This window comes from Austwickia chelonae NBRC 105200 (genome assembly GCF_000298175.1).
Lineage (GTDB): Bacteria > Actinomycetota > Actinomycetes > Actinomycetales > Dermatophilaceae > Austwickia > Austwickia chelonae.
Map to the genome: position 1 here is coordinate 164,879 of NZ_BAGZ01000003.1, position 26,872 is coordinate 191,750.

Consider the following 26,872-nt stretch of genomic DNA (forward strand, 5'->3'; position numbering starts at 1 on the left):
GACATCGTCATGCAGATCGCGAACTTCATCGTCAACCAGATCCTGTCGGTGCCGGCCTACCTGGTCGGCATCATCACGGCCATCGGACTGCTCGCCATGGGCAAGAAATCCGGACAGGTCATCGGAGGAGCGCTCAAGGCCACCCTGGGCTTCCTCATCCTCGGAGCCGGTGCCAACGTGGTCGTGGCCTCGCTCAAGCCCCTGGGCGAACTGATCCTGAAGACCACCGGGGCACAAGGAGTCGTGCCCACCAACGAGGCCATCGTCTCCATCGCCGCAGAACAGTTCGGCGCCCAGGTCGCCTGGGTGATGATCGGCGGCTTCCTGATCAGCCTGGTCATCGCCCGGTTCACCCCGCTGAAGTATGTCTTCCTGACCGGGCATCACATGTTCTTCATGGCGACCATGCTGACCGTGGTGCTCTCCGTGGCCAAGCCATCCCCCGTCCTCCAGGTCGTGGTGGCCTCGGTCCTGCTCGGCACGATCATGACGGTCATGCCGGCGATCTCCCAGCCGTACACCAAGAAGGTCACCGGCAACGACAAACTGGCCATCGGGCACTTCGGCACCCTCGGCTATGTCGCCGCCGGCGCCGTGGGCCAGGCCGTCGGACGGACCTCGCCGTCCACCGAGGACATCAAGGTCCCCGAGGGATTGCGCTTCCTGCGCGACTCGATGGTGGCCACCGCCCTGTCGATGGTCCTCTTCTACGTGGTCTTCTGCAGCTGGGCCTGGGCGAAGCTCGGCAGCGACATCGCCTTCCCGATGCTGAAAGCAGCCGACGGCGGCGAATTCATCATGAAGGGCGTCGCCCAGGGCCTCCAGTTCGGCATCGGGGTCTCGATCATCCTGTACGGGGTGCGCACCATCCTGTCCGAGCTGGTCCCGGCGTTCGAGGGCATCTCCCGCAAGATCGTCCCCGGTGCGGTCCCCGCCCTGGACTGCCCGATCGTCTACCCCTTCGCCCCCAACGCCGTCCTGATCGGCTTCGTCTCCTCCTTCACCGGTGGACTCGTCTCCTTCGCCCTGCTGGCCTCGTTCCTCGGTCCGGCGCTGGGCCTGGCGTTGATCCTGCCCGGAATGGTCCCGCACTTCTTCACCGGCGGTGCCGCCGGAGTCTTCGGGAATGCCACCGGCGGTCGGCGCGGCGCTGTCTTCGGCGGATTCGTCAACGGAATGCTGATCTCCTTCCTCCCGGCCTTCCTGCTGGGTGTCCTCGGCACCCTCGGTTTCGCGAATACGACCTTCGGCGACGCCGACTTCGGCTGGTACGGGTTCCTGATCGGTCACACCATCAAGCTCGGCCCGGTCGGCGGCCTGATCGGGCTGGCAGCCCTGTCCGCGGCCCTGCTCGCCGGCGCCATCTGGGTGCAGAAACGTTTCGTGGACTCCGGCTGGCAGCCGGCCGCGAAGCGCACCGCCTGGCTGGCCGAGCAGAAGGAAAAGGCCAAGGCCGCCAAAGCTGCCACAGCTGCCACAGCTGCCAAGGCCGCCACAGCTGAACCGGCTGCCGAGACCAAAGCCTGACCGGCCCGGCCGACCCGCATCGATCGGGGCTCTCCCCACCGGGAGAGCCCCGATCGGCGTCTCCGAAGAAAGTGAAAAGCCAGGGGACGCGGGACCCGACGCCGGGTCACCCCGCCGACGGAGGCGCAGACGCAGGGACCACCCGGTCGGCCTCCTGCGGCGGATACCGCAGGTCCAGGCCCCACCGCGGATACAAGGCCGCGAAACCACGCTCCACCCCGGCCAGCAGCGCCGGCAAGACATGTCCGCCCGACGGCGACTCCACGTAGACGCTGTGCGTGCCCGCCGACGCCGCCGCCGAGGCCCGGCGGCGCGCCCCCGGCACATGTCGGACGTCATCGGCGCAGATGGTGAACACCATCCACGTGTCCGCCAAGGAGACCGTACTCAACAGCCGAGGCACCGCAGCGGCCTCGTAGGCGGACCGGTCGCCGCCGAAGAACTCCGCCAAGGTCTTCTCCGGACGGTCCGAACCAGGAAATTCCTCACCGGAGATGCTCACCGCATTCCCCCACCGTTGAGGATGCCGCGTGGCGAAACGGGCCGCGCACAGGCCGCCGTTTGAATATCCGGCGACGGTCCATCCGGAACGGTGACGGGTGACATGGAGATTCCTCTCGATCCAGGCCGTCACATCCGTGTTGACATAGGTCTCCACCGCACCTCGTCGGCCGGTGTCCATGCACAGGGTGTCCACGTAACTGGTGCCCAACTGGTCGGCGACCACCACGATCGGGGCCAGACCACCGTGCCGGGCGGCCTCGCGATCCAAGGCGTCGGCGACATGGGTCGGATCCGGGCTACCGGGCGATCCCATCATCATCACCACCACCGGCAGGGCCGGAGCGTCCGGAACCAGGGCGGCCGGCGGGAGATAGAGACCGGCAGGTCTCGCCCGGAACCCCGAGATCTCCCCGGGAATGTCGACCGCGACCCGCCGGCCGACCCGAGGCATCCCCGCCGGCGGCGTCCACCCCTGGGCGATCCAGGACCGGGTATCGGTCCGCTGCCCGGTCGCCCGCGGCAGGTCCGCGACATCGACCGGACGGGCAGAACTCGTCCCCACCAACGCTCCGATGTCACCCAGTAGACCGTAGGAGGCGTTCACCCCCACGGCCGTCGACGCACAGACCGGCAACACCAGGAAGAGTGCGATCACTCGCCGGCGACACCGGCCGTGCCGCACGGCGACCACGCACAGTCCGAGAACCGCACCGGCAGCGATGAGCCAGACCCGTGCGCCGACCGGGATACCGCCGGGAACCCATGACCACACCTGATCGACCGCTACGGTGGCCGCCGCACCCACCGCGCCGCCCAGACCGCATCCCAAGGCCACAGCGTGCCACCACCGGCGACCCGGCCGAGGCCGATGCCACACCAGAAGTGCCACGGACAGCGTCATCGACGCATAGGTGGCCACCTCCGCCGAGGTGCCCAGCACCGGCAGAGCCGACAGTTCGGAGACCCAGGGAAGCTGCCGCAGGACGCCCGGGAGGAGGTTGTTCACCCGACCGTTCCGGAGGCCCGCTCCGCCGGGGAGTGCCGTTCCCGCGTACGCCGTGCCCCTCGGATCAGGCTGCTCACCTGCCAGAGATCACCCAGACCGGCGTCGGGAAGATAGGCCCGCGCGATAGCGGTCCCGATCGCGGGCAGCGCGGCCGGATCGGGATACAGCAGGTAGAGCGGGCGGTAGACCGGTTGGAATTTCGCCTTGAAACGCAACAACGAGCGGAAGCCGTACACCGGTTCGAGCTGTTTGCCGACCTTCTCCAGGACCACGTCGACGGCAGCAGGGAAACCGGCCGGGCGAGTCGGGTTCTCCTCGGAGGAGACCACCTTGGCCAGGGGTGCTCCGGAGAGGCTCAGCTCCTCATAGCCTTCTGCCTTCAGGTCCAGCGCAGCCTGCCCGATCAGCACTTCCATCGTGTGACGGAAGCCGTCAGGACGTCGCCGCATGAAGTCCAACGTCCAGCCGACGAGGCGGCCCTCCCGGTGGATGGGCAGCCAGGATGCGCAACCGTGCACCACCCCTTGGCTGTCGGACACCAGGAAAAGTCGCACATCCGGGTCGGCGATCTCGGCCAGCCCGCCGAGGGTGAAACTCATCTCGGGTAGGACCTGCTCCCCGACCCATTGTTCGGAGATCTCCCTGATCTGCAGCCGTACCTCCAGGGGCGCCTCCCGCCAGGTCGTCCAGGTCGTGGTGAGATTCTGCTTACGCACATGGTTGAGCGCCGTGCGCACGTCCTGGAACTTCTTCCCGGTGAACGCCAGCTCCGGGAGCAGAAGCACTGCTTCTTCAGCGACCTGGGTGCTCTGCCAGCCCCGGGCCGCGGTCCGCTCACGCAGCTCACCCGTCGCCGAGTAGAAGCACACCGTCCAACCCTGGGCGTCGGCGTAGGAAAGGAATTCGCCCAATGCTGCGTCCTGGGTGGCGGCGGGGCCGACCAGGTCCCCCGTGGTCACCGCGACCCCGGCGATCACCCGGAAAGGCACATAGGACTGGCCGTCGTCGGAGAACCAGTGCCGGTTCCCCTCCCAGAGCCCCATCCACGACAGCGAGCCACCGCCGTACCGGATGAGCAGGTCACGGGCATGTCCTGCGCCGGCATCCACTGCCGAAGCATGCGACATGGCCCGCAGCAGGGCAGCCCCCATCGGCAGCCAGGTGAGCACCCCCACCCACGAGTACAGGAAGGTCGCTTCCGGCCCCAGGGGCAGCAAGGTGGGAAAGGCATCGGTCAGCGGCAGCAGGTATTCCAAGGGCACCAACCTGCGCGGGGCGTCCTCGGCCAGTTGAAGAGCCGTCGCCGGAGCTGTCCACTGGTCGGCCACGGCGAGCCCGCCGACGACGTAGACGACCAGTCCCACCGAACACGAGACCGCCACCCAGGCCGTCAGCCGACGGACGCTCCCGGGCGGTCCGGGAATCGTGAAGAGCCTGCGGTTGGCGACCAACAACAGCGTCAGCGCCAACGGGACCAGGGTGGGGATCCACACCTCGGCGAGATCGGCCCAGGTGCCCTCCGTCCCGGCGAGACCGCCCAGTTGTTCTTCCAGTTCGATCGCACTGTTCAAGGTCTTCAGGAAGAAAGCGCCCAGAGCGAGCTCCAGAACGACCACGATCATCCACGCCAGGCGCCGCCCCCTGCGCAGCCCCACCGAGCACAACAGCAGGATCGCCGTCGGGATACAGGTCAGCAGCAACACCCCGGGTTTGGGGTCGGTGGTCAGCAGGTACTCGGCGCACTCACGGGAAATGTCTGCCGTGGCGCAGATCTGGGCGGCGGACTCGCCGCCGCTGCCCATGATGGGTTGTGCAATGGAGCCGCCCAGGATCGACAGGGGTCCGTCGGCGAAGCCGAGCCAGGCGCCGATCAACGGGCCGATGGCGCCGGCCGTCACGATCAGCGAGATCAGGACGCGTTGTTCGTGGATCGTTCCCAGCGGGCGGGTCTCCACCTTGCGGCGACGCATCAGCCGTCCCATGACCAGTCCACACATCACCGCGGATGCTGCGGCTGCCGAGACAGCCCCGCCGTGGTACAGCGCCATCGTCACCACCACGGCGATGCCGGTGGTCCGGATACGTCGCCGCCACAGGTGGGTCAGGGTCGCCGTCGCACAGGCCGTCGACGCGATGACGGCGATGGCCGGTCCGGCGAAGGTGAATCCCATCATCGATTCGGACCATTCGGGGAAGACCGGCCGGACCAGGATGGCGAAGAACCAGGTACCGACGGCTGCGAGGACGTTACCGATCAGCGTGGCGGCGAGGAAACGTCGTGAGCCGAGCTGCCGTTCGACGGCCACACCGAGGACGAAGAGCAGCACTGCGGTGGCCACCGGGCCACGGTTCACCAGGGCGTCGAGCGGATTGGACGGCAGCAGCAACGAGGTCAAAGGGGTCCAGGGCTCGACGAGCAGGTCGCCGTGCCGCAGGAGGATCGTGTGCGCGAGGAAGGCGCGGGAACTCACCGGGAGCAGATGGGCCGCGACGGTGGCGCAGGACAACCAGATCAGCGCCATGACGGTGACCGGGGAGTCCCGCAGTGCGATCCGCAGCCGCTGCCCCAGCCACAGGACGGTACGACGTCGTCCGGAACGGTACCGCTCGAAAGCGGTGGTTCTATCGTCACCTGTGCTCAAAGCACGGAACTCCTTCATATCGTCCGTCGGCCTGTCCGGCGGGCTTATCGAGTTGTCCGAGTCGTCCTTATTCTCGGACGGGGCCGTCCGGCGGAAGATCGGTTTCCGAACCGTCCGGTGCGGTCGGCCGGCCGGATCGACGGGAAAGCCCGCCTTCCGGATCGGACGGAATGTCCTCGCGGGCGTAGCGTTGCGCAATCACCGAGCACGCCATCAGCTGGATCTGGTGGAAGAGCATGAGCGGAAGCACCAGCAATCCGACCTGCTGCCCGGGGAAGAGGACCAGGGCCATCGGCAGCCCGGTCGCGAGTGATTTCTTCGTCCCGCAGAACTGCACCGCGATGGTATCGGCCCGGTCGAAACCACAGCGCCGTGCGGTGACTCTGGTCGCCTGCAGCATGAAGGCCAGCAGCACCGTCGTCACCACGGCCACCACGGCCAGGTCCCGCCCGGAGACCTGCGTCCACATTCCTTCGCGCATCCCCCGGGAGAAAGCCGAGTAGACGACGGCGACGATCACCCCGCGATCCACATATTTCAGCCACGACCCGTTCGCCGCCAGCCAGGCCCCCGTCCACCGGCGGCTCAGCTGCCCGCCGACGAAAGGCAGCAGGATCTGGAGTACCAGATCGACGACCGCCCTGGCCTGGATGCCGGCCCCGCTGCCACCCGACATGACGAGCAGGACCAAGGCCGGGGTGAGCAGCACCCCGATCAGGTTGCTCACGGAGGCGGAGACGACGGCCCCGGCGACATTCCCCCTCGCGATGGAGGTGAAGGTGATCGACGACTGCACCGTCGAGGGGATGAGACACAGGTAGACCACCCCGGAGACCAGTGCCGGCGGGAGCAGCACACCCAGCACCGGTGTGAGGAGCACCCCGACCAACGGGAAGAGCGCGTAGGTGAAAGCCAGGATGAGCAGGTGCAATCGCCAGTGGGTGAGCCCCCGGAGGGCCTGGCGGGGCTCCAACCGGCCCCCGTACATGAAGAAGAGCACGGCAACGGCCACCTGGATACCGATGTCCAGGTGGCCGGCCGTCCGGCCCGATGCGGGAAGGACGGAGGCGACCAGCACCGCGGCAAGGATCGCGACGATGAAACCGTCGAATTTCATCCGACCGAGAGCCACGGCGAGTCGGTGCATCCGCCCTCCCTTCACCTCGTTCCGGTCATGTTCACGACCAGGAGGGCATGAGCGGGCGGAGCCGGTCGATGACCGGGCTGATCCCGAAGACGACGAGCAAGGTCCCCACCCCGACGTCGGCCTGGCAGAGCCACCCGATCAGGCAGCCCAGCACCTGCACGCCCAGGTAGGCCCACCGGAAGGGGATGAGCGGTTCGAAGGCGACCGCGGGCCCTTCCGTGGGTCCGACACCGAGATCTGCGCTGAGGTACCCGGCGATCCCGAAGGACAGCAGCGCGAACCCCAGAGCGAACTGCCCCCACTGGCCGACGGTCCCGGTGGCCTGTGGCACCAGCGGAAGCGCGGCTCCTGCGACCACTCCGACCAGTACCGGCTGGACGATGGTGCCCAGGTCGGGTTTCAGCCCCCGTGACCATCCGATCCCGATGAAAACCAGTCCGACGACCACGCAGACCGCGGTGAACGACAGCCCCGAAGAGATGGTGACGCCGTTGAGCAAGGTGGAGTAACCGTCCGCGCCCTGCCGGGAGGCGATCAGGAAGACCACACCCAACGCCAGGACGGTGCAGGAGAACAACAACCAGGAGATGCGCGCCGGAGTGTATCGAGGTGCGGCGGCAGGGCTCCCGGTCTCTTCGACGAGGAGACCGGGATCTGTTGGGGACGAGCCCACCGTGGGTCCTTTCCGGGGGTTAAAGGTCGGAACTGGAAACTAGATCGTGGTCCTTGACGATCTTCCGCGCAAAAGCGGCACGTTCCAACCGGCGCAGGCGCGCCACCTCACGGTGGAGGGCACGTGCGGTGGCGAAACACATCGCGATCATCACCAGGCTGAAGGGTGCGGCGACCAGGATGGCCATGGTCTGCAGTGCGGACAGGCCGTCGGTGAGCCCTCCGGACCGAGCCCCTCCCCAGAGGAGCACTGCGGCGATGGCGCCGCCGAGCGCCGACCAGAGCACACGGGTCCAGACGGGGGGCAGTTCGTCGCCACCGGAGGCGAGCATCGCGACCACCAGTGATCCGGAGTCGGCGCTGGTGACGAAGAAGACGACGATCAGCAGCAGGAAGAGGCCGACCAGGACCGTGGTGCCGGGCAGCGAGGACAACATCTTGAACAGGGCGGTGTTCGTGGAGACGACCCCGTCCTGGATCATCGTTCCTTCGGTCATCTGCAGGTAGATCGCGGTACCGCCCAGGATGGAGAACCACAGGAAGGTGACCAGGGTCGGGACGAGCAGCACCCCTGCGATGAACTCGCGGACGGTACGGCCGCGGGAGATCCGGGCGATGAAGACACCGACGAAGGGCGACCAGCTGATCCACCAACCCCAGTAGTAGGTGGTCCATCCGGAGAGCCATTTCTCACCTTCGGCACCCTGGAAGGGCATGGTGCGGAAGCTCAGTCCGACGATGTTCTGGATGTAGGAACCCAGATTCTGTACGAATTCACGCAGCAGGAAAAGTGAGGGGCCGAAGGCCAGGACCATCGCCATCAGGACGAAGGCGAGAACGAGGTTCCCGTTCGACAGCCATTTGATCCCGACGTCCAGTCCGCTGACCACGCTGACCATGGCGATCGAGGTGATGACGACGACCAGTGTCACCATCAGGGTCATGCTCTCCTCGGCGAGGCCCAGGAAGTGCAGCCCCGAGGTCACCTGGGTGACACCGAAACCCAGCGAGGTGGCGACACCGAACAGGGTTCCTACGATGGCGACGATGTCGATCACGTCTCCCCAGATCCCGCGGACCCGGTCGCCGAGGAGCGGTTCGAGCGCCCAACGGATGGAGACCGGGCGTCCTCGACGGTGCACGGCCAGGGCGAGGGCCAGGGCCACCACGATGTAGATCGCCCAGGCGTGCAGACCCCAGTGGAGGAAGGTCGTCGTCATGGCGTTCTGCGCCTTGGCCGCCGCGGAAGCTCCTTCGGCGGTGCTCAGGCTGCCCGGAGGCGGTGTGGCGAAGTGGTTCAGCGGTTCGGCCACCCCCCAGAAGACCAGACCGATACCCATCCCGGCGGCGAAGAGCATCGCGAACCAGGTCGTCAGGGTGTAGGCGGGCTCTTCGTCGTCCGGGCCGAGGGTGACCTCACCCCAGCGGGACCACCCTGCATACAGGCAAAAGGCCACCATGCAGGTGACCAGAAGCACGTAGTACCATCCCAGACCGTTGATGACCGTCGTATTGGCAGAGCTGAGCACGCCTTTGAGCCATGCCGGTGCGACGAGTGCCACGGCCACGAAAGCGAGGGAGAGCGCAGCTGCAGGCCAGAAGACCCGTGGCGCTATCCCGGCCCGTAGCGGGACTGTCTTGTCGTTCGTACGTGCGGGTTTCACTGCTCTCCTCACTCACGGGCATTGTTGTGGGAGAAATCCAGCGGCATGCCCGCCTGTGTCGGCTGTCAGGATGCGCCCTTATCGGACGCCAGTCCTCCAGGTTACCGACGGTTCGTACGAGTGTTCAAAGCAGTACAGATTCAAAAAGCACATCTCCCGGCGTCCTTCATTGCCCTGCAACATGATTCATGTTCATGACATCTGTCTGACAACATGACTGCCGGTGAGTGTTCGGGCAGGTCGGGGCTCTTCGGACGAAAGATGACAGCTGTATCCGAAGACACTCAGATGCCCATCTGAATTGCCCGATTCAGGACTTGTCGGCTTTCTTATGGCGAGGACATGCCTCACAAGCCCGCGCCCCGGGGAGTGCATAGATCATGCAACACCCCTTCCTTCGCCCCGGAGGGAGTCGACGATATGCCGGGAATACTGCCCGACGAGCACTCTCCAAAGACATCATCCATACATCGAATGCGATCCCGGAGCGCTGACCGCTGCCCATTCGCACCTCCGGTGGGCGGTAACTATCAGCAAATATTCGGGCGTGTGCGACATACCGCTCATGGGCATCGGTCAATCGATCACTCTCATTGGCCACCTCGATGATCCGGTCGGCCTGAATCGACATCACGTCGGGGAAGCAACCGGGATCGGAAAGGTCGAAAGAGAGCGCTTCGGGTGAACCATCAATTACCCACGGCCCGAGAGTCGCCGCCCATGCGAGAGGTGTGGCGACAACACCCAGATACCACTGAAGGACAAAGGCTGCAGCCACCTGAGGCGGCGCTTCCACCCCGTAGAAGGAACTCTGCTCAGCACGCACCCGTTCCCGCCATTCAGCGGTCGGATCATCCCCGTTGCACTGAGAACGAACGATTTCGGCACAGCGATACCGCAAAGGGCCCTCGGACTCGGCCACAACGACTTCCACATAACCGAGGGCGCGGCTGATCATATCTGCCAGACGAGAGGCTTCCTCGGCGGGGACACCCATAAGGACATCTTGCACCTCGCTCACGACAAGAACGTGTGAGGGCGGCCACTCGTCGAGTGGCCGCCCTCACACGGAAAGATAAGCTCAACCGAAGTCAAGCATAAGACTACTTATGATCAGGCGTGAGCCTTGTCGTAAGCGGCCTGGAGCTCACCGGAGACACGCCCGCGGTCGCTCACCTGGAAACCATTGGCGCGACCCCATTCGCGAACAGCGTTGAGGTCGCGTCGTCCCACACCGCTAGGACGACGGTTCGTCATCTTGCGCCCACCGGAGCGACGAGCGTGGCCGATCCAAGTGGCCAATTCCTCGCGCAACTTCGAGGCATTGTCATCGGAAAGGTCGATCTCGTAACTGATTCCGTCCAGTGCAAAAGACACTGTCTCGCGCGCTTCGCCGCCATCGACGTCGTCGACCAGGAGGACCTGGACCTTCTGCGCCATCGTACCTCTCCTCAAGAGTTCAATACTGGATCTTGTAGGGATTCCCTCGGCGCCGATAGTAATTCATCCGAGAGAAAAAGGGAAATGCAAGGTGCGTCACGTTCTATCCCACAGCAGCCCCGGCAGGACAAAAGTAGCGACCCTTCGAGCAAGCACCAAGGCCTGCAGAGACATCACCAAAGATGAACCTCTTCAGCCACTGTAGAAGAGCACCATACAGGCCAATACACGACCCCGCCCTAGGCCCCTTGTTAAGCGCTCCCGACCCCGTCCACCTAACCCAGCGAAAACTGCACACAGGGAAGACACATCCGTCAGACCGAAAGCCTTGTCGCCGCCTAATACGCCCCACACGCGCGAAACAACACATATGAGCCACAGATCACAGTCAGGATTATGAGCTAAGCGGCCACCCACCCCATACAGCCGGACAGGCTACGGCCCCGAAGTCATCACCGTCGAGTTGAGCGCACCGCTCACGCAGATCGAATCCTCACGGGCAAGACGAGAACGCTGAAAATGACTTGATCGATATGGCTGAGAAGACCCTCACGGGGCCTAGCCTCGCACTGAGGCGAAGCGATCTATCCACCGCCCCGGGAAAAACGCCCACCAGGCCATCGGCGCACAGTGAGAGACCTCCCGAGAAAAAGAAATTCACCTACCCCTGGGCGCTCCATACCGGAAGCCCGGCAGAGCGCGACGACTTTAGGCACTAGGCGGTACGACCGCCGGATTCACCGGGACGCTGCGACCCGAGGGGAGCACCCTTATCCGAGGAGACGAGACCGGCCTCCCAGCGAGCATGAGCGAGCCGCTCGTTGCGATCCCCTTCGAGGAGTGCCTTCATGACCTTATAGAAGAGGAATCCGATACCTACTGAGGGTGCAAGCGCCAGCACTACCGCCCAGAGCGAATTCATCATTCCTTGCAGCCTCGCTCGCTTCGATCATCGATAGACGCCACCATATGGCTAGACGCCCCACGATCATTGACAAGTAGTCTGAGTCTAGCCTGTCCGCATGCAGATGGTTTCCTGGGAGTCGGCTTGGTATCAGGCGCTCTACGACCCCGAACGCGGGTTCTACCGACGCCAGGCACCCCGAGAGCACTTCACCACCGCAGCCCAGGGCATCCCCGGGAGCAGCCTTCTGCTCGCCCGAGCGCTGGCCACCCTCTGTCGACGACACGACCTCGACACCGTCGTCGACCTCGCCTCCGGCCGTGGGGAACTCGCCACAGCCCTCACCTTGACCGCACCCCACCTGCAGATCTACGCCGTCGACATCGTCGAACGACCACCTGGACTGCCCGACACCATCACCTGGGTGACCACCGCAGGAGGCCCGGACCTGACCGGACTGCCCCGGATCGACGGCGCCCTCACCTTCGCCCTCGAATGGCTCGACGTCATCCCCTGCCCCATCTGGCAGCTCGACGACAAGAACGTCCCCCGCACCGTCCTCGTCGCTCCCGACGGACACGAAACCCTCGGCCCCGGCCCCGGAGAACCGGGCGGACCCACCCCGGAAGACCTCGCCTGGTACCACACCTGGTGGCCCACGGACGAACAGAACCCAGGCAGCCGCATCGAGATCGGCCGAACCCGCGACGACGCCTGGAACCACCTCCTGGAACAGGTACCGCGCGGCCTCGCCCTCGCCGTCGACTACGGACACACCGCCGACACCCGACCCCGCCACGGAACACTCACCGGATATCGCGACGGCCGCCAGCGGCCACCCGCCCCCGACGGGCTGAGCGATATCACCGCCCACGTCGCCGTCGACTCCCTCACCCACGACCGACTGGACGACCAACGACACAGCCTCCACGAACTCGGCATCAGCGCCAACCCACCCGACCCGGAACAGGCCGCCACCGATCCCACCGCATATCTCGCCGGGCTGAGCACCTCAAGCGCCGCCGCCCGCCTACTCGACCCCTACGGACTCGGCGGATTCACCTGGATCTACCGACGCACCTGAACCCGCGCCGAGATCGCCGATACAGCACGACCCCCGACACTCCCTAAGCTGGCAGCCATGACCGACGGGCCCCACCTCGACGACACCACCCACCGCGAGACCATCGTCGGTATCGGCGCCGGCGCCCGCTGGTGCTCGGACACCGTGATCGACCTCGGCGAAGGCCACCCCAGCTCGCACGGGCTGCTCCGCCTCGCGCTACGCCTCGACGGCGAGCGCATCGCCACCGCCGAACCGATCGTCGGCCACCTCCACCGAGGGGTGGAGAAACTCTTCGAAGTACGCGACTACCGTCAGATCCTCGCCCTGGCCAACCGACACGACTGGCACAGCTCCTACGCCGGCGAGCTCGGTATCGCCCTGGGCGTCGAGCACATGCTCGGACTGGAAGTACCTACTCGGGCCACCTGGCTGCGGACCCTCCTCGCCGAATACACGCGAATCGTGCACCACCTGGAATTCCTCGACCGGATGCCCCTGCCCGGGAACGAACCGCTGCTCGGCCTGCACCCTCTGCGCGAACGACTCCTCACCGTCCTGGAGACCGCCACCGGCGGCCGGATGCACGTGATGATCGTGCGGATCGGCGGACTGGCCCAGGACATGCCAGCCGGCTGGTTCGCCCAGGTGTCCGACGTGATGGCTCAGGTGCGCGCCGTCCTCCCCGAACTCACCGAGGCACTGGCCCACGACCGCGTCACCACCGCCACCCGCGGTGTGGCCCTCCTCGACCAGGACACCGCCCGCGCCTACGGCGTACTCGGACCGGGCTCCCGAGCCGCCGGGATCGACGTCGACCTACGGCGCGATGAACCGTATCTGGCCTACGGCGAGCTCTTCGTCCCCGGCGGGCCGGGCCGCGTCGTCACCCGCGACGACGGCGACGCCCTCGCCAGACATCAGGTGCTCGCCGGCCAGATCGAGGTGTCGGTGGACCTGGTCGAGGCCTGCATAGACCGGCTCCTGGCCCTGCCCCCGGAAAGCATCGACGTCCGCTTGCCGAAAGTGCTGCGGGTCCCCGAGGGCGCCCACTACGTGTCCACGGAGGCCCCGGCCGGACACGCCGGATACCTGATCGTCTCGCACGGGGAGAAGACCCCGTGGCGTCTGGCGATGCGCACCCCCTCCTTCGCCGCGGCCTCCGCCCTGTCCACCGTGCTCGTCGGCACCCGTGTGCGGGATCTCGCAGCAGCCCTGGGGTCCTTCTACTTCGTCATCGGCGACATCGACCGTTGAAAGCGTCCCTCGAGCTCAGCGAGAGGCGAGATCGTCCTCGTCCGAGTCGCCGAGTCCGTCGGGGCGGTCGACACGACACCATCCCTGCACGAGGAAACCGCAGAAGATCAACGCGCCACCGGTGAAGACATAGGCCAGGCAACGCCATATGCCGCCCAGGACGGTCGACGACGCGGAATCGGGCAGCAGGACCGCCGTGTGCCCCAGATACCAACCGGACACCACGCCGCCCGCCAAAGCGGCGGCCCTGGCCATGATCAACACCCGGAAGGCGAAGATCGGATCGAGCCTGCGCTCCCGACGACCCTTCTGCCAGCGCCGGATCGGCAGCCCCGCGAAGACGAGTCCGGTCGCGACGACGGCCAGCATGACCGCGCCGGGCCATCCGGGGAAAGGCATCCGCCCGACGTGGTCGTTCAGATAACCCTGGAGGAGATAACCCACCCCCAGGGCGAGCATGAAAGCCCACCAGACCGTCCGCGGCCGTAGCCCCCCGTCCTCGTCCCTCGACGAAGGCCGTCCCGCCGGACCGGAGGTCACCACGAGGACACCGCCACCGTGGCAGCGACGAAGGACGGCCAGGCCGGCCCCGGACGCACCCCCGACTCACCGGCCACCGGACGGGACGCCTCCCGCCCCGGCTCCCCGCTGAGCTCCGCCCAGGCCCGGCGGGCCTGCTCTCCGGCCGGATCGGCCAGCAGCCAGGGCACCACCACGAACGCCCGTTCGAAAGCCCGAGGATGGGGCAAGGTCAGCCGGGGGTCGTCGGAACGGCAGGACCCGCCCCGGGCCGGATCGGTGTAGTCGATCAGGTCGAGGTCGAGAGTCCTCGGCCCCCATCGCACGTCACGGACCCGCCCGTGTACCGACTCCACCTCGTGCAGACGGGCCAGCAAGGAGTGCGGGGCCAACCTGGTCCGCACCACCAGGACCGCGTTCAGGTAGACCGGTTGACCTTCGGGGCCCCCCACCGGGTCGGTCTCCACCACGGGGCTGAGCATCACCGGGTCGACACCGTCCAAGGTGCCGATCCGGCGTACCGCATCGGCCAAACGCATCACCGGATCGGACAGATTGGCGCCCAGGGCGACCACTGCGGTCGCTGCCCGTTCCCGGTGGACGCTCACCGAGACGTCCTCGAAGGGAAGCCCCACCGGGGCCTCCGGCTTGTGGACCCGCACCTGCGCCGCCTCCACCAGAGGCTCCTGCAGACAGACCGCAGCGATCCGCTCGGCCAGGTGTTCGATCAGGTCGACCGGTTCGCCCTGCACCACCTCCACCGCACGATGAGCGATCTCGGCGTAGCTCACCGTGTCGGCCAGGTCGTCGGAACTCCCGGCACGGGAAAGGTCGACCCGGAGCTCGATGTCGACGACGAAAGGTCTCGGCTGGACCTTCTCCTCGGGGAAGACCCCGTGGCAGGCCTCGACCCGCAGCCCGGCCACCCTGATCAGATCACCGGTCATCGGTCGGCCTCCGTCGGACGTCGCCCCGCCCCCGCACGGCGTCCACCACGGCCACCGCCGCGACCGACGACCGCACATCGTGCACCCGCACCGCCCAGGCACCGGCCTGCGCCGCCAGGACGCTCACCGCGCAGGTCGCCGCGTCCCGTCGCCCCGGCTCGACCGGGTCCCCGTCCGCTCCCGGCGGCAGCGCGCCCAGGAAACGTTTGCGGGAAGCCCCGATCAACAAGGGGAAACCCAAGGAGGACAGCCCGCCCAGATCGGCCAGCAGTTGCCAGTTGTGCGCGGCGGTCTTCGCGAAGCCCAGCCCCGGGTCCAGGACCAACCGCTTCTCGTCGACCCCGGCGGCCAGCGCCACCTCGACCCGCTCCGACAGCTCCGCGCGCACCTCCGCCGAGACGTCCTCGTAGGACGCCAGGTCCTGCATCACCGAACCGTGCCCCCGCCAGTGCATCAGGATGTACGGACAACCGTGATCGGCGACGACCCGCAGGATGTCCGGGTCGGCCAGTCCCCCGCTCACATCGTTGACGTAGACGGCTCCGGCAGCCAGGCAGGCCTCAGCCACCCGCGCCCGCATGGTGTCCACCGAGACCACCGCCCCGGCAGCTGCCAGCTCGCGAACCACCGGGAGCACCCTGCGGAGTTCCTCGTCCTCGTCAGGTCGTCGTGACCCCGGACGAGTCGATTCCCCGCCGACGTCCAGGAGATGAGCGCCCTCCTCGAGCAGAGCCACGCCGTGCGCCACCGCGGCATCGTGGTCGAACCACCGGCCGCCGTCGCTGAACGAATCCGGGGTGACATTCACGATGCCCATCACCAAGGTCGACGCCGGACCTTTCCCCGGCGAAGCAGGAAGAGCCGCCACCGAAGTCACCCACGCCCCCGCAGGATCAGACCCATCGCCTCGGCCCGGGTCGCCGGATTCCGCAGCAGGCCCCGCACCGCCGAGGTCGTCGTCCGGGCCCCCGGTTTACGCGCCCCCCGCATCGACATGCACAGGTGCTCCGCCTCCACGACGACGATCACCCCGCGCGCCTCCAGATGGGTCACCAGAGCGTCGGCCACCTGCGTGGTGAGCCGTTCCTGCACCTGAGGGCGCCTCGCGAAGCAGTCGACCAGTCGGGCCAGCTTGCTCAGCCCGGTGACCTGCCCGTCCTGGGCCGGGATATAGCCGACATGGGCCACCCCGTGGAAAGGCAGCAGATGGTGCTCACAGGTGCTGAACACCTCGATGTCGTGCACCATGATCATCTCGTCGTGGTCGATGTCGAACCGACGTTCGAGGATCTGCGCCGGATCCTGCTGGGTGCCGGCGAACATCTCCGCATAAGCCCGGGCCACCCGGCCGGGGGTGTCCCGCAGACCGTCCCGGTCCGGGTCCTCCCCCAAGGCCAGCAACAGTTCCCGGACAGCGGCCTCGGCACGGCCCAGGTCGACCCGAGACGACCGGTCAGGTCGCTCGACGTCGTCGGGCCGTGCCGAGGTCACCGCACAGCTGTCCTCAGCCACCGACCGGACCGCCCGGCTCCACCTCGATGGTCTTCACCGGAGGGTGTTCCTCGCCGGGGGCAGGCCGCTCGGGGTCGTCGCCCCGCTCCAACGCCGCCCGTTCCGCAGGGGTCAGCACCGGCGGCTGGTCGCTCACCGTACGCCGGTCGCTGGACAGCCACACCGGACGGCGCGGCTGCTTACGCACCGGGGCGAAGATCTCCGCCAGCTGCTCGGCGTTGAGGGTCTCCTTCTCCAGCAGCTCCAGCACCAGATGGTCCAGGATGTCGCGGTTCTCGTTGAGGATGCGCCAGGCCTCGTCGTGCGCGGCCTCGATCAGACGGCGGATCTCCTCGTCGACGACCGTCGCCAGGCCCTCGGAGTAGTCGCGTTGGTGCCCCATGTCACGGCCCAGGAAGACCTCACTGTTGTCCTGGCCGAGCCGGATCGCACCGATCCGTTCGCTCATCCCGAACTGGGTGACCATCTTGCGGGCCATCCCGGTGGCCTTCTCGATGTCGTTCGACGCGCCCGAGGTCGGGTCGTGGAAGATGATCTCCTCGGCGACCCGTCCGCCCAGGGCGTACGCCAACTGGTCCAGCATCTCGTTGCGGGACTGGCTGTACTTGTCCTCGACCGGCAGCACCATGGTGTAGCCCAGGGCCCGGCCCCGCGGCAGGATCGTCACCTTCGTCACCGGGTCGGTGTGATTCAACGCCGCCGCGACCAGGGCGTGCCCGCCCTCGTGGTACGCCGTCATCTTCTTCTCCCGGCCGCCCATCAGACGGGTCCGCTTCTGCGGGCCGGCGACCACCCGGTCGATGGCCTCGTCCAGGGCCCGGTCGTCGATCATCCGGGCATTGGACCGAGCCGTCAACAGAGCCGCCTCGTTCAACACATTCGCCAGATCCGCACCGGTGAACCCCGGGGTCCGACGGGCGACCGCCATCAGGTCGACGCCCTCCGCCAGCGGCTTGCCCTTACCGTGCACCTGCAGGATCGCGTAACGACCCAGCATGTCCGGTGCCTCCACCGCGATCTGCCGGTCGAAACGCCCCGGACGCAGAAGTGCCGGGTCCAGGATGTCCGGGCGGTTGGTCGCCGCGATGAGGATGACGTTCTGCCGGGCGTTGAAGCCGTCCATCTCCACCAGCAGCTGGTTGAGCGTCTGCTCCCGCTCGTCGTGCCCACCGCCGAGACCGGCCCCACGGTGACGGCCCACCGCGTCGATCTCGTCGACGAAGACGATCGCCGGGGAATTCTGCTTGGCCTGTTCGAAGAGGTCACGGACCCGGGAGGCACCGACACCGACGAACATCTCGACGAAGTCCGAACCGGAGATGCTGAAGAAAGGCACCCCCGCCTCACCGGCCACCGCCCGCGCCAGCAGGGTCTTACCCGTTCCGGGCGGGCCGTAGAGCAGCACACCACGAGGGATCTTCGCCCCGACCGCCTGGAACTTGCTCGGCTCGGCGAGGAACTCCTTGATCTCGGTCAGTTCCTCGATGGCCTCGTCCGCACCGGCCACATCGGCGAAGGTCACCGGCTCGGTGTTCTTGTCGGCCAGTTTCGCCCTCGACTTGCCGAACTGCATGATGCGGCCGCCGCCGCCCTGCGCCTGGTTCATCATCCAGACGAAGAAGGCCAGCAGCACCACCATCGGCAGGAAATTCATCAGCAAGGTGCCGAGGATGGAGGACTGCGGGGGCTTGTCGTTGTACCCGCTCGGCGGCTGCTTCGCCTTCAACTCGCTCAGCAAGGACTCGGCCCGCTGCGGCACGTAGAGGGTGTAGACCTTGTCGACGCCCTTCAGCTCACCGACGTCCTGCTTGCCGCGCAGGGTCAGTTCGAGACGGTCGTTGTCGACGAAGGTCGCGGCCTCGACCTTGCCCCCGTTGATGAGCTGCTCGGCCTCGTGGGTCTTGATCTCCGTGAAGCCACCGCCCGTCAACAACCTCGACAGGATGAGCAGCACAGCGACGGCGAAGATGATCAGCGGCCACGGGTTCTTCAGGATGCGTTTGGCGTTCATCTGCGGGGTAGGCCCCCGAACCTCCTGCTCGTCGCGACATTCGACCGGAGCGCCGGCCTCGACTTCCTCGAACGGTACACGAGCAAGGAGGCGCTCCTCACCACCTCGCAACGGTCTGCTGTCCCGAGGTGTTCCGACCCGGGCCCGGCTTCTGACGTCTCCCCCGTCCAGGCAGACGGGCCCGGGACACACACCCGAAGCCGACCGAGCCCCTGAAGCACATCCGCGGATGACCCCGAAAGGTCACCCGCGGATCTACATGCTCAGAACGAAAGCGTATCTTGCCTGATTTCTTTCGTCACACGCTCGCAGCCCGCCGGCGACCGAACCAACGCTCCAAGCGCCACGCCGTCTCGCACAACAGGATCCCCAGGACGACGGAGAAGGCCCCCACGGTCAGGGTGTACGGGCTCCCCGTGTCGAGGTTGAAGAAGCGGGCCAGCATCGGCACCGTGAAGATCACGACGTACGCCAGCGCACTCGCCACGATCAGGGCGATCTTCCACGGACGGTCGGGACGGGCCACCACGCCCAGCACCCACATCGCGATCCCGATGACCACGATCAGCGCACCGGTCGAGATCTGCTCCGGGTTCGCACCCCGCGGGTCGTGCCGCAGCCACAGGTAGGTGAAGAAGGTGATCGTGCCGATGATCAGACCCGCCGGCGCGGAGCGGGCCAACGCCCGCTTGGCGAAACCGGTCCGGGCGCGGTCGGCATTCGGCGCCAACGACAGGATGAACGCGGGGATCCCGATGGTGAACCACGAGATGATCGTGACGTGGATCGGCACGAAGGGGAACGGCTGACCCGACAGGCCCACCAGCATCGCCAACAGACACGAGTAGAACGTCTTCGTCAGGAAGAGCGCCGCGACCCGCTCGATATTCCCGATGACCCGGCGGCCCTCGGCCACCACCTTCGGCAGCGTCGCGAAACGGTCGTCCAGGAGCACGATCTGCGCAGCCGAACGGCTCGCCTCCGAACCGGACCCCATGGCGACACCCACGTCGGAATCCTTCAACGCCAGGACGTCGTTGACCCCGTCACCGGTCATGGCGACGACATGGCCACGCGACTGCAGGGCACCGACCATCGCCCGCTTCTGCTGGGGGGTCACCCGGCCGAACACCTTGTGCCCGTCGACGGCGTCCGCCAAGCCGGCGGCGTCCTCGGGGAGCCGGCGGGCGTCCATCGCCGTCGTCTCCTCGCCCTTCCCGATCCCCACCGACCGGGCCACCGCCGCCACCGATGTCGCATTGTCACCCGAGATGACCTTGACCTCGACACCCTGCGCCGCGAAATAGGCCACCGTGTCGGCGGCATCGTCCCGAACCTTCTGGGCCAGGACGGCCAGACCCACCGGGGTCACCTCGCCCAGCCCCGACGGGTCGTCGACCGCCCGTTCCGCGGTTCCCAGGAGGACCACGCGAAGACCCTGCTCGGCGAACTCCTCGGCCCGCTTGGCCGCCACCGACCCCGGCACCGCCAGGACGTCCGGCGCGCCCAGGACCAGGCTGCGCGGACGCCCTTCACCGGCGGCGAAACTGGCCCCGGACCACTTCGTCGCCGAGGTGAACGGAGCCAGAGCGTCCGTCTCCCAGACCTGTTCCGGCGCCCCGACGTGCTCGGCGATGACCGCCATCGTCGGATTCGGGTGCGGATCGGTCGCCGCCAGCTGGGCCAGGAGCACAGAGACCCGCGACCGTGACTTCTCGTCGTCCTCGGGCAGGGCCACCAGGCTGTCCAGCCGCATGCCCCCCTCGGTGAGCGTCCCGGTCTTGTCGACACACACCGTGTCGACCCGGGCCAGGCCCTCGATGGCCGGCAGTTCCTGCACCAGACATCCGTGCTGTCCCAACCGGATCACTCCGACCGCGAAGGCCACGGAGGTCAACAGCACCAGGCCCTCGGGAACCATCGGCACCAGCGCGGCCACCAGGCCCAGCAGCGCGCCGTTGCCGTCCGTGTGCACATGGTTCAGCTGCACCCACACCGTGAGCACACCCACCGGGATCAACAGATAGGTGATGTAACGCAGGATGAGGTCGATCCCGCTGCGCAGCTCCGAATCGACCAGGGTGTACCGGCTGGCTTCCGCCGCCAACTGCGCGGCATAGGCGTCCGCGCCGATCTTCGTCGCCCGGTACGCACCCGAACCGGAGGAGACGAAACTCCCCGAGAGGACCTGGTCGCCGGCTTTCTTGTCGACCGGGTCGTTCTCACCGGTCAACAGGGACTCGTCGACCTCCAGGTAGGAGGACTCGACGACCTCGCCGTCGACCACGACCTGGTCGCCGGGCTGCAGTTCGACGATGTCGTCGAGCACCAGCTCCCGCCGGTCGATACGACGGGCGACCCCGTCGCGACGCACCAGCGGACGCGCCTCACCGACGATCGCCAACTTGTCCAGAGTGCGCTTGGCCCGCACCTCCTGGATGATGCCGATGACGCTGTTCACCACGATCAGCAGCGCGAACAAGCCGTTCTTGAACGACCCGGTGATCGCCACGATCCCGAAGAGGACCGCGAGGATCGCGTTGATCCTGGTGAACACATTCGCCCGGACGATCTGTCCGACGGTCCGCCCCGAACGTGGAGGAAGGTCGTTGACCTTGCCCTCCCGAACCCGCTCGGCAACCTGCTCGGCAGTCAGCCCACCGGCAGCGACGGACGACCTCCCGCCGTCCTCGTCCTGCCGTTTCATCGGCGCTCCAACACTCACCTGATTCTTCCTCCCGACGCAGCACTATCGGCGGTTGCCGGAAGAACCGGAGCCACCCCCTGGAACACGTGTGAACAGCACCAGAGGTTCCCTGCCTGGGGCGGAGCGCGCCGAAGGGGGTGACCCCCCGTTCAGGCGTAGACGTGCGGTGCCAGAGTGCCCACGCACCGCAGGTTGCGGTACTCCTCGGCGTAGTCGAGCCCGTAACCCACCACGAACTCGTTCGGGATGTCGAAACCGACGTACTTGACGTCGACCTCGACCTTGGCCGCCTCCGGCTTGCGCAGCAGGGTGCAGATCTCCACCGACGCCGCGTCCCGGGAAGCCAGGTTCGCCTTGATCCAGCTCAGGGTCAGACCCGAGTCGACGATGTCCTCCACGATCAGGACGTGCCGACCGGTGATGTCGGTGTCCAGGTCCTTCAGGATCCGCACCACACCGCTGGACTTCGTCCCGGAACCGTAGGAGCTGACCGCCATCCAATCCATCGGCGCCGTACGGGGCAGCGCACGCATGAGGTCGGCCATCACCAGTACCGCACCCTTCAGGACCCCCACGAGCAGCAGGTCCTTCCCGGCGTAGTCCTCCGAGATCTGCACGGCGAGTTCTTCGAGACGGGACATGATCTGCTCCTCGCTGATCAGCACCTTCTCGAGATCAGCACCCATGTGCTCGGCGTCCACTCATTTCTCCTCTGTCGCGGGACCGTCAAGCCCCTCGGCGGGCGCCGCCGATGCTGACGACACCGGGCCGTCATCGGGAGACCCCTCCCGATCACCACCCACGGCCCATTCTCGCCCACTACGGTCGGTGAAGCCGACCAGACCGTCCCTGCGGCCGAACCAGCGGCCCCCCGGCAGAGCCACCGGCCCCTGCCCTCGCCACCCCACCACCAGGGCGTCCACCGCCAGGACATGCCGTGAACCGACCTCAGGGCATCCCTCCTCCGCGGCCAGTGAACGCCACAACCGCCCCCGCACCGCCGTCGGATGCCCGGCCACGGCCGACACCGGCCACGGCCACGGCCCCATCGCCCGACGCGCCTGCGCGGTGAACAGGTCCAAGGCGTCGGCGTCCTCCCGCGCCAAGGCAGCGGTACGTGCCAGAGCCGCAGGCAGGCCAGGGCCCAACTCCTCTGTGGCCGAACGCAACAGGCGACGGACCCGATTACGGAGGAAGGTCTGGTCCTCATTGCTGGGATCCGCCCAGGGAGTCAACCCCTGAGCCCGGCAGGCCTCCACCGTGTCCCGACGCGGCAGGTCGAGCAACGGCCTCTCGTACGGGGGACGTCGACGCGGGATACCGGACAGGGTGCGGGTCCCCGACCCTCGGACCAACCCCAGGAGGACCTGTTCGGCCTGATCGTCCCGGGTGTGCCCCAACCAGGTCGACGAGGCCCCGCACTCGGCCATCACCTCCTCGAAGACCTCGTACCGGGACTCGCGCGCCCGCGCCTCCGGGCCACCGCCGCCACTCGCGGACACCCGAACCCGGCGGGTCACCACCGGATCCAGACCCAACCGGCGACACTGCTCGGCGGCCTCCCGACAGACCAGGTCCGATCCCTCCTGAAGGCCGTGGTCGACGATCACCGCACCTATCCAGACCGGGAACTTACGGGACTCGAAGGCGGCCGCAGCGGCCAGCGCCAACGAATCGGCCCCGCCGCTGCAGGCCACGAGGACCAGGGCCCCCGGCGCGCAGTCGGCCAGATGGGACCGGACCGCATGCCGGGTGGCGGCCACCGCAGGATGAGGCCCGGTCACCGCCCGGCCGTCCCTGCGCGGACGGCACGCGCGGCCGGAGTTCCCCGGTCAGCCGTGGACACGGGCGATCCAGGCGGCCGGATCACGGATCTCCTGCGCGTCCGGCAAGGTCCGGGGGGAATGCCATACGGCGTTGAAACCGTCGAGACCGACGACGGAGGTCACCTCCCGGACGAAAGCGGCCCCGTCCCGGTACTGGGCCATCTTGGCTTCCAACCCGAGGACCCGACGGACGACCGCGGCCAGACCGGTGACCTCGTGACGGCGGGACTCGAAACGTCGACGGATCACCTCGACGGTAGGGACCACCTGGGGGCCGACCTCGTCCATGACGACATCGGCGTGACCCTCCAACAAGGCCATGACCGCGCCGATCCTGGCGACCTCGGCACGTTGCGCCTCGTCCAGGAAGAGCTCCGCCAGACCTGCCCCGCCTGGCCGTAGCGCGGCACCGGCGTTCTTGGCGACCAGGTTCAACCGGTTCAGGATCTGGTCGCTGCGCGGCATCAGGTCGGTGGCGATACGTCGGGTCCGTTCGATCAGGTGCCCGCGCAGCCAGGGCACAGCGGTGAACTGCACCCGGTGGGTCTCCTCGTGCAGACAGACCCACAGCCGGAAATCCTGCGGGTCGAGCCCCAGCTCGCGTTCGGCCTGGACGATATTGGGGGCGACGAGCAGGAGACGCGGATGACCCGCCGGATCGTAGGCCAGGTCGTACTGGCCGAGGATCTTCGTGGACAGGAAACTCATCAGGACGGTGAGCTCACCCGCGGTGGCCGTGCCGGCCAACCTGCGGGCCAGCGCGCCGGGCATCGGACGTCCACCGTGACGGGCAGCGCCGTCGACCACCGGGTCGATCAGCGCGGCGAAGGAGTCGAGGTTGATCCGGGACCAGGTGGGACGATCCACCACCAGAGCCGTTTCCGGGCCGTCGGGGGTGTGCAGACCGGAAGTCCGAGCCACCGGCTCGTAGGCGCGCGACGAGGCCGTGCGAAGGGCGTCGACCACCTCCTGGGCCTGCTCCCGGCCGATCGCCGGCCCGGCCGGGGTGATCGCCCGGATGCCTTTGAAGGCGAGCTCCCAGTCGATCAGACGCAGCGGCTCCTCGGCATCTCCCGGCGGCACCGCCGGGACGCCGGCACGGGCCCGAACGAATCCGGTTCCCGCGACGTCGTACTGGCCTGCGCGCTGTTCACCCATGAGGGCATCCTCCCCCGGATGCTCGCGGAAAGCACACTCCCGGAAGCTCCGTGGGTCGACGCCGATCCTCCGTGGTTCAGCGGCAGCCACAGGTGGCGAGCGCGGCGGCGAAACGGTCCAGCGCGGGCCGGGCGGCGTGGACGCCGGACGGCAGCCGGTCGGCGATGATCGCGAACACCAGCAGGCGGCCGTCCTGGTCGACGACCTGACCGGCGAGGGAGGAGACGCCGGTGAGCGTCCCGGTCTTGGCCCGGACCAGCCCGGCCCCGGCCCGTTGGGTCCCGTCGAGATAACGTCCGGAGAGGGTGCCGGACAGCCCGCCCACGGGGAGGCCGGAGAGTGCCTGGGCGAGCCGGTGGTTCTTCCCTGCGGCGGCCTGTTGGAGGACGGCGGTGACCGTCCGCGCGGTGGCGGTGGTGCCCGGGGCCAGCCCGGAGGCGTCGACGATCTTCAGCCCGTCGACGGGCACCTGCAGGGCGGCGATCCGCGCGGTCACCCAGGCGGCGACCGAGGGGAAGGCCGAGTCGCTGCCGGACTGGACGGCGGCGATCCGACTCAGGGCGGCGGTCAGCATGTTGTCCGAGGCGGACAGGGCATAGCCGAGTTGGTCGCCCAGGGTGGCGGAGCGGACCGAGCCGAGGGTCTGGGCCTCACCGGGCGCCGACGCCCTGGTGACGGAGTCGGCGACGGCGACACCTCGGGCGGTCAGGGCCGCACGGAGGGCGGCGGCGACATTCATCGGGGGATCTGCCGGGGAGGGACGTCCTTCGGCCGGCAGGTCGGTGGCCAGCCCGAGCGGGGTGACCGGTCCGACATATCCCTGGACGACGTCCTGCGGATCCCAGGCCGGGTCGATGGCCGGCCCCCGGTAGCGGCCGTCGTCCAGGAGGAGTTGCACCGGCCCCTGGATCCGGTCGTCCTTGAGTCGTTCGGCGACCTGCCGGGCCAGTTCGCCCAGTCCTGCGTGGCCGAGCGCCGAGGCTGGGTTGCCTTCCTCCGCGCCGAGAAGGTTGTCCCCGCCGGCGACGAGCACGATCTCCTGGGGTTTGGCGCCCCGGACGACCTTGGTCTCCAGGGTCTGGTTGAGCGAGACGGTGGTCCCGATGGCTGCCGCGGAGAGGAGTTTGGTGACCGAGGCCGGGGCGCGGGCGGTCGTCCCGCCGACCTCGAAGAGGGTCTTCCCGGTGAGTCCGTCCAGGACGACGGCGCTGGTCTCCGTGCCGAGGGCCCGGTCGACGGCCAGCGGCGCCACCAGTTTGGCCAGGACCTCCGGGGTGGGCACGGGGGCTGCGGGGTTCAGCGTCGGGACGGTGGAGCCCGGGCGGGCGAGCTGCCAGCGGTCCCCTCCGGGTCGCCCTGGCTCGGCGGGTTGGGGGGCGGGCGCTCCGGCGGGTACCGAGACGGAGGCCTCGGTGGTGAGGACGCCGGGGACGACGTCTGCGGCGTCCAGGCCGATGTAGGTGCAGAGCGCCATCGTGATGCCTGCGGCGATCACAGGAATCTTCCGCATTGTCGCCGGGTTCCCCTCTCCGTGGGAGAAATCTCGTCCGTCCGGGGAGGGCACGGGCCGGTCGTCTCCTGCACGGTCCACGCCCCCGGACAAGCCTGGAGCGCAGGCCTCGACCTCGAGAATACCCAGGGAGTTCGGGATCCCCGGAGGGAACTCCCCCGCAGGCTCACCGGACGCTCCTGCTGCCACAGCCACCTCGGATGCGAGAGACTGGCCTGTAACTAGCGACGCCGCTGCCCGCGAGCGTGCGACATCCGCCACTGCAGGAGGCCAACCGTATGACGAGCAACATCGAGCTCACCCCCGGCGACTCGGGGGAGGCTCGGGTGTCCACACCGCCGATGTTCTTCGACGTGACCGTCGAGATCCCCAAGGGACAGCGGAACAAGTACGAGATCGACCACGAGACCGGGCGGATCCGCCTGGACCGGATGCTCTTCACCTCGACCCAGTATCCGAGTGACTACGGCTACATCGAGGACACCCTCGGTGAGGACGGCGACCCGTTGGACGCCCTGGTGCTCCTGGACTCGCCCACCTTCCCCGGCGTGGTCATCAACTGTCGGGCGATCGGGATGTTCCACATGCGTGACGAGTCCGGCGGCGACGACAAGATCCTGTGCGTCCCGGCGAAGGACCCGCGGGTGGGCCACATCCAGGGTCTGGAGGACGTCAGCGAGTTCGACCGTCTGGAGATCCAGCACTTCTTCGAGACGTACAAGGACCTGGAACCCGGGAAGTCCGTGGAGGGTGCGCACTGGGCCGACCGGTTGACCGCGGAACGGATCATCCGGGAGGCCATCGACCGGGCGTCGGAACACGGGATGACCACGCACCGGTGGCCGCTTCCGCACCC

Annotated in this window: 21 protein-coding genes; 4 read left to right on the forward strand and 17 right to left on the reverse strand. The window is 67.7% G+C overall.

Annotated elements, in window-relative coordinates:
- The first annotated feature begins 9 nt into the window (after nt 1-9).
- Nucleotides 10-1,527 carry a PTS ascorbate transporter subunit IIC gene (locus AUCHE_RS02520; protein ID WP_006501691.1) on the forward strand — a complete coding sequence of 506 codons (1,518 nt, stop codon included), beginning with the start codon at nt 10-12 and terminating at the stop codon, nt 1,525-1,527.
- Nucleotides 1,528-1,633: 106 nt separating this feature from the next.
- Here the strand turns inward: AUCHE_RS02520 and AUCHE_RS15420 are convergent, their stop codons facing one another.
- The 7 genes from AUCHE_RS15420 to AUCHE_RS02550 form a co-directional block, all read right to left on the reverse strand.
- A complete protein-coding gene (locus tag AUCHE_RS15420) occupies nt 1,634-3,037 on the reverse strand; it encodes an alpha/beta hydrolase (RefSeq protein ID WP_006501692.1) in 1,404 nt (467 codons plus the stop codon).
- Nucleotides 3,034-5,679 carry a rhomboid family intramembrane serine protease gene (locus AUCHE_RS02530; protein ID WP_006501693.1) on the reverse strand — a complete coding sequence of 882 codons (2,646 nt, stop codon included), beginning with the start codon at nt 5,677-5,679 and terminating at the stop codon, nt 3,034-3,036. Before AUCHE_RS02530 ends, AUCHE_RS15420 begins: the two co-directional genes overlap by 4 nt.
- Nucleotides 5,680-5,746: 67 nt before the next feature.
- Nucleotides 5,747-6,826 carry a bile acid:sodium symporter family protein gene (locus AUCHE_RS02535; RefSeq protein WP_006501694.1) on the reverse strand — a complete coding sequence of 360 codons (1,080 nt, stop codon included), beginning with the start codon at nt 6,824-6,826 and terminating at the stop codon, nt 5,747-5,749.
- Between the two features lie 31 nt (nt 6,827-6,857).
- Nucleotides 6,858-7,499, reverse strand: a complete 642-nt coding sequence (locus tag AUCHE_RS15425) for a YczE/YyaS/YitT family protein (RefSeq protein ID WP_006501695.1) — start codon at nt 7,497-7,499, stop codon at nt 6,858-6,860.
- 19 nt (nt 7,500-7,518) lie between these two features.
- A complete protein-coding gene (locus AUCHE_RS02545) occupies nt 7,519-9,162 on the reverse strand; it encodes a BCCT family transporter (RefSeq protein ID WP_006501696.1) in 1,644 nt (547 codons plus the stop codon).
- Nucleotides 9,163-9,472: 310 nt separating this feature from the next.
- Complete coding sequence (locus AUCHE_RS16050; RefSeq protein ID WP_074788489.1) at nt 9,473-10,183, reverse strand: (2Fe-2S)-binding protein; 711 nt, start codon at nt 10,181-10,183, stop codon at nt 9,473-9,475.
- 92 nt (nt 10,184-10,275) lie between these two features.
- Nucleotides 10,276-10,602: a histone-like nucleoid-structuring protein Lsr2 gene (locus AUCHE_RS02550; RefSeq protein WP_006501698.1), complete on the reverse strand. Its 327-nt coding sequence runs from the start codon at nt 10,600-10,602 to the stop codon at nt 10,276-10,278.
- A 1,022-nt stretch (nt 10,603-11,624) separates the two neighbouring features.
- Here AUCHE_RS02550 and AUCHE_RS02560 point away from each other — a divergent pair.
- Nucleotides 11,625-12,590 (forward strand): SAM-dependent methyltransferase, encoded by a 966-nt coding sequence (locus AUCHE_RS02560; protein ID WP_006501700.1) that lies wholly within the window; start codon nt 11,625-11,627, stop codon nt 12,588-12,590.
- A 57-nt stretch (nt 12,591-12,647) separates the two neighbouring features.
- Nucleotides 12,648-13,826, forward strand: coding sequence for an NADH-quinone oxidoreductase subunit D-related protein (locus AUCHE_RS02565; protein WP_006501701.1), 1,179 nt, complete (start codon nt 12,648-12,650; stop codon nt 13,824-13,826).
- Between the two features lie 15 nt (nt 13,827-13,841).
- Here the strand turns inward: AUCHE_RS02565 and AUCHE_RS15430 are convergent, their stop codons facing one another.
- The 10 genes from AUCHE_RS15430 to AUCHE_RS02615 form a co-directional block, all read right to left on the reverse strand.
- Nucleotides 13,842-14,366, reverse strand: coding sequence for a DUF3180 domain-containing protein (locus tag AUCHE_RS15430; protein WP_143115127.1), 525 nt, complete (start codon nt 14,364-14,366; stop codon nt 13,842-13,844).
- Complete coding sequence (gene folK / locus AUCHE_RS02575; RefSeq protein WP_006501703.1) at nt 14,363-15,292, reverse strand: 2-amino-4-hydroxy-6-hydroxymethyldihydropteridine diphosphokinase; 930 nt, start codon at nt 15,290-15,292, stop codon at nt 14,363-14,365. Before folK ends, AUCHE_RS15430 begins: the two co-directional genes overlap by 4 nt.
- Nucleotides 15,282-16,169, reverse strand: coding sequence for a dihydropteroate synthase (gene folP / locus AUCHE_RS02580; RefSeq protein ID WP_006501704.1), 888 nt, complete (start codon nt 16,167-16,169; stop codon nt 15,282-15,284). The genes folK and folP overlap by 11 nt, the downstream gene beginning before the upstream one ends.
- Nucleotides 16,166-16,783 carry a GTP cyclohydrolase I FolE gene (folE, locus tag AUCHE_RS02585; RefSeq protein ID WP_052024775.1) on the reverse strand — a complete coding sequence of 206 codons (618 nt, stop codon included), beginning with the start codon at nt 16,781-16,783 and terminating at the stop codon, nt 16,166-16,168. The genes folP and folE overlap by 4 nt, the downstream gene beginning before the upstream one ends.
- A gap of 13 nt (nt 16,784-16,796) precedes the next feature.
- Entirely contained in the window at nt 16,797-18,815 is a 2,019-nt protein-coding gene (gene ftsH / locus AUCHE_RS02590) for an ATP-dependent zinc metalloprotease FtsH (protein WP_006501706.1), read from the reverse strand.
- A 298-nt stretch (nt 18,816-19,113) separates the two neighbouring features.
- Nucleotides 19,114-21,540, reverse strand: coding sequence for an HAD-IC family P-type ATPase (locus AUCHE_RS02595; RefSeq protein ID WP_006501707.1), 2,427 nt, complete (start codon nt 21,538-21,540; stop codon nt 19,114-19,116).
- 131 nt (nt 21,541-21,671) lie between these two features.
- A complete protein-coding gene (gene hpt / locus AUCHE_RS17225; protein ID WP_006501708.1) occupies nt 21,672-22,223 on the reverse strand; it encodes a hypoxanthine phosphoribosyltransferase in 552 nt (183 codons plus the stop codon).
- A complete protein-coding gene (gene tilS, locus AUCHE_RS02605; protein WP_006501709.1) occupies nt 22,224-23,306 on the reverse strand; it encodes a tRNA lysidine(34) synthetase TilS in 1,083 nt (360 codons plus the stop codon).
- A gap of 48 nt (nt 23,307-23,354) precedes the next feature.
- Entirely contained in the window at nt 23,355-24,506 is a 1,152-nt protein-coding gene (locus tag AUCHE_RS02610; RefSeq protein ID WP_006501710.1) for a zinc-dependent metalloprotease, read from the reverse strand.
- Between the two features lie 76 nt (nt 24,507-24,582).
- Complete coding sequence (locus tag AUCHE_RS02615; protein ID WP_040321192.1) at nt 24,583-26,016, reverse strand: D-alanyl-D-alanine carboxypeptidase/D-alanyl-D-alanine-endopeptidase; 1,434 nt, start codon at nt 26,014-26,016, stop codon at nt 24,583-24,585.
- Nucleotides 26,017-26,294: 278 nt separating this feature from the next.
- Here AUCHE_RS02615 and AUCHE_RS02620 point away from each other — a divergent pair.
- On the forward strand, nt 26,295-26,872 hold a 578-nt coding region (locus AUCHE_RS02620; protein WP_457911954.1), incomplete at its 3' end, for an inorganic diphosphatase.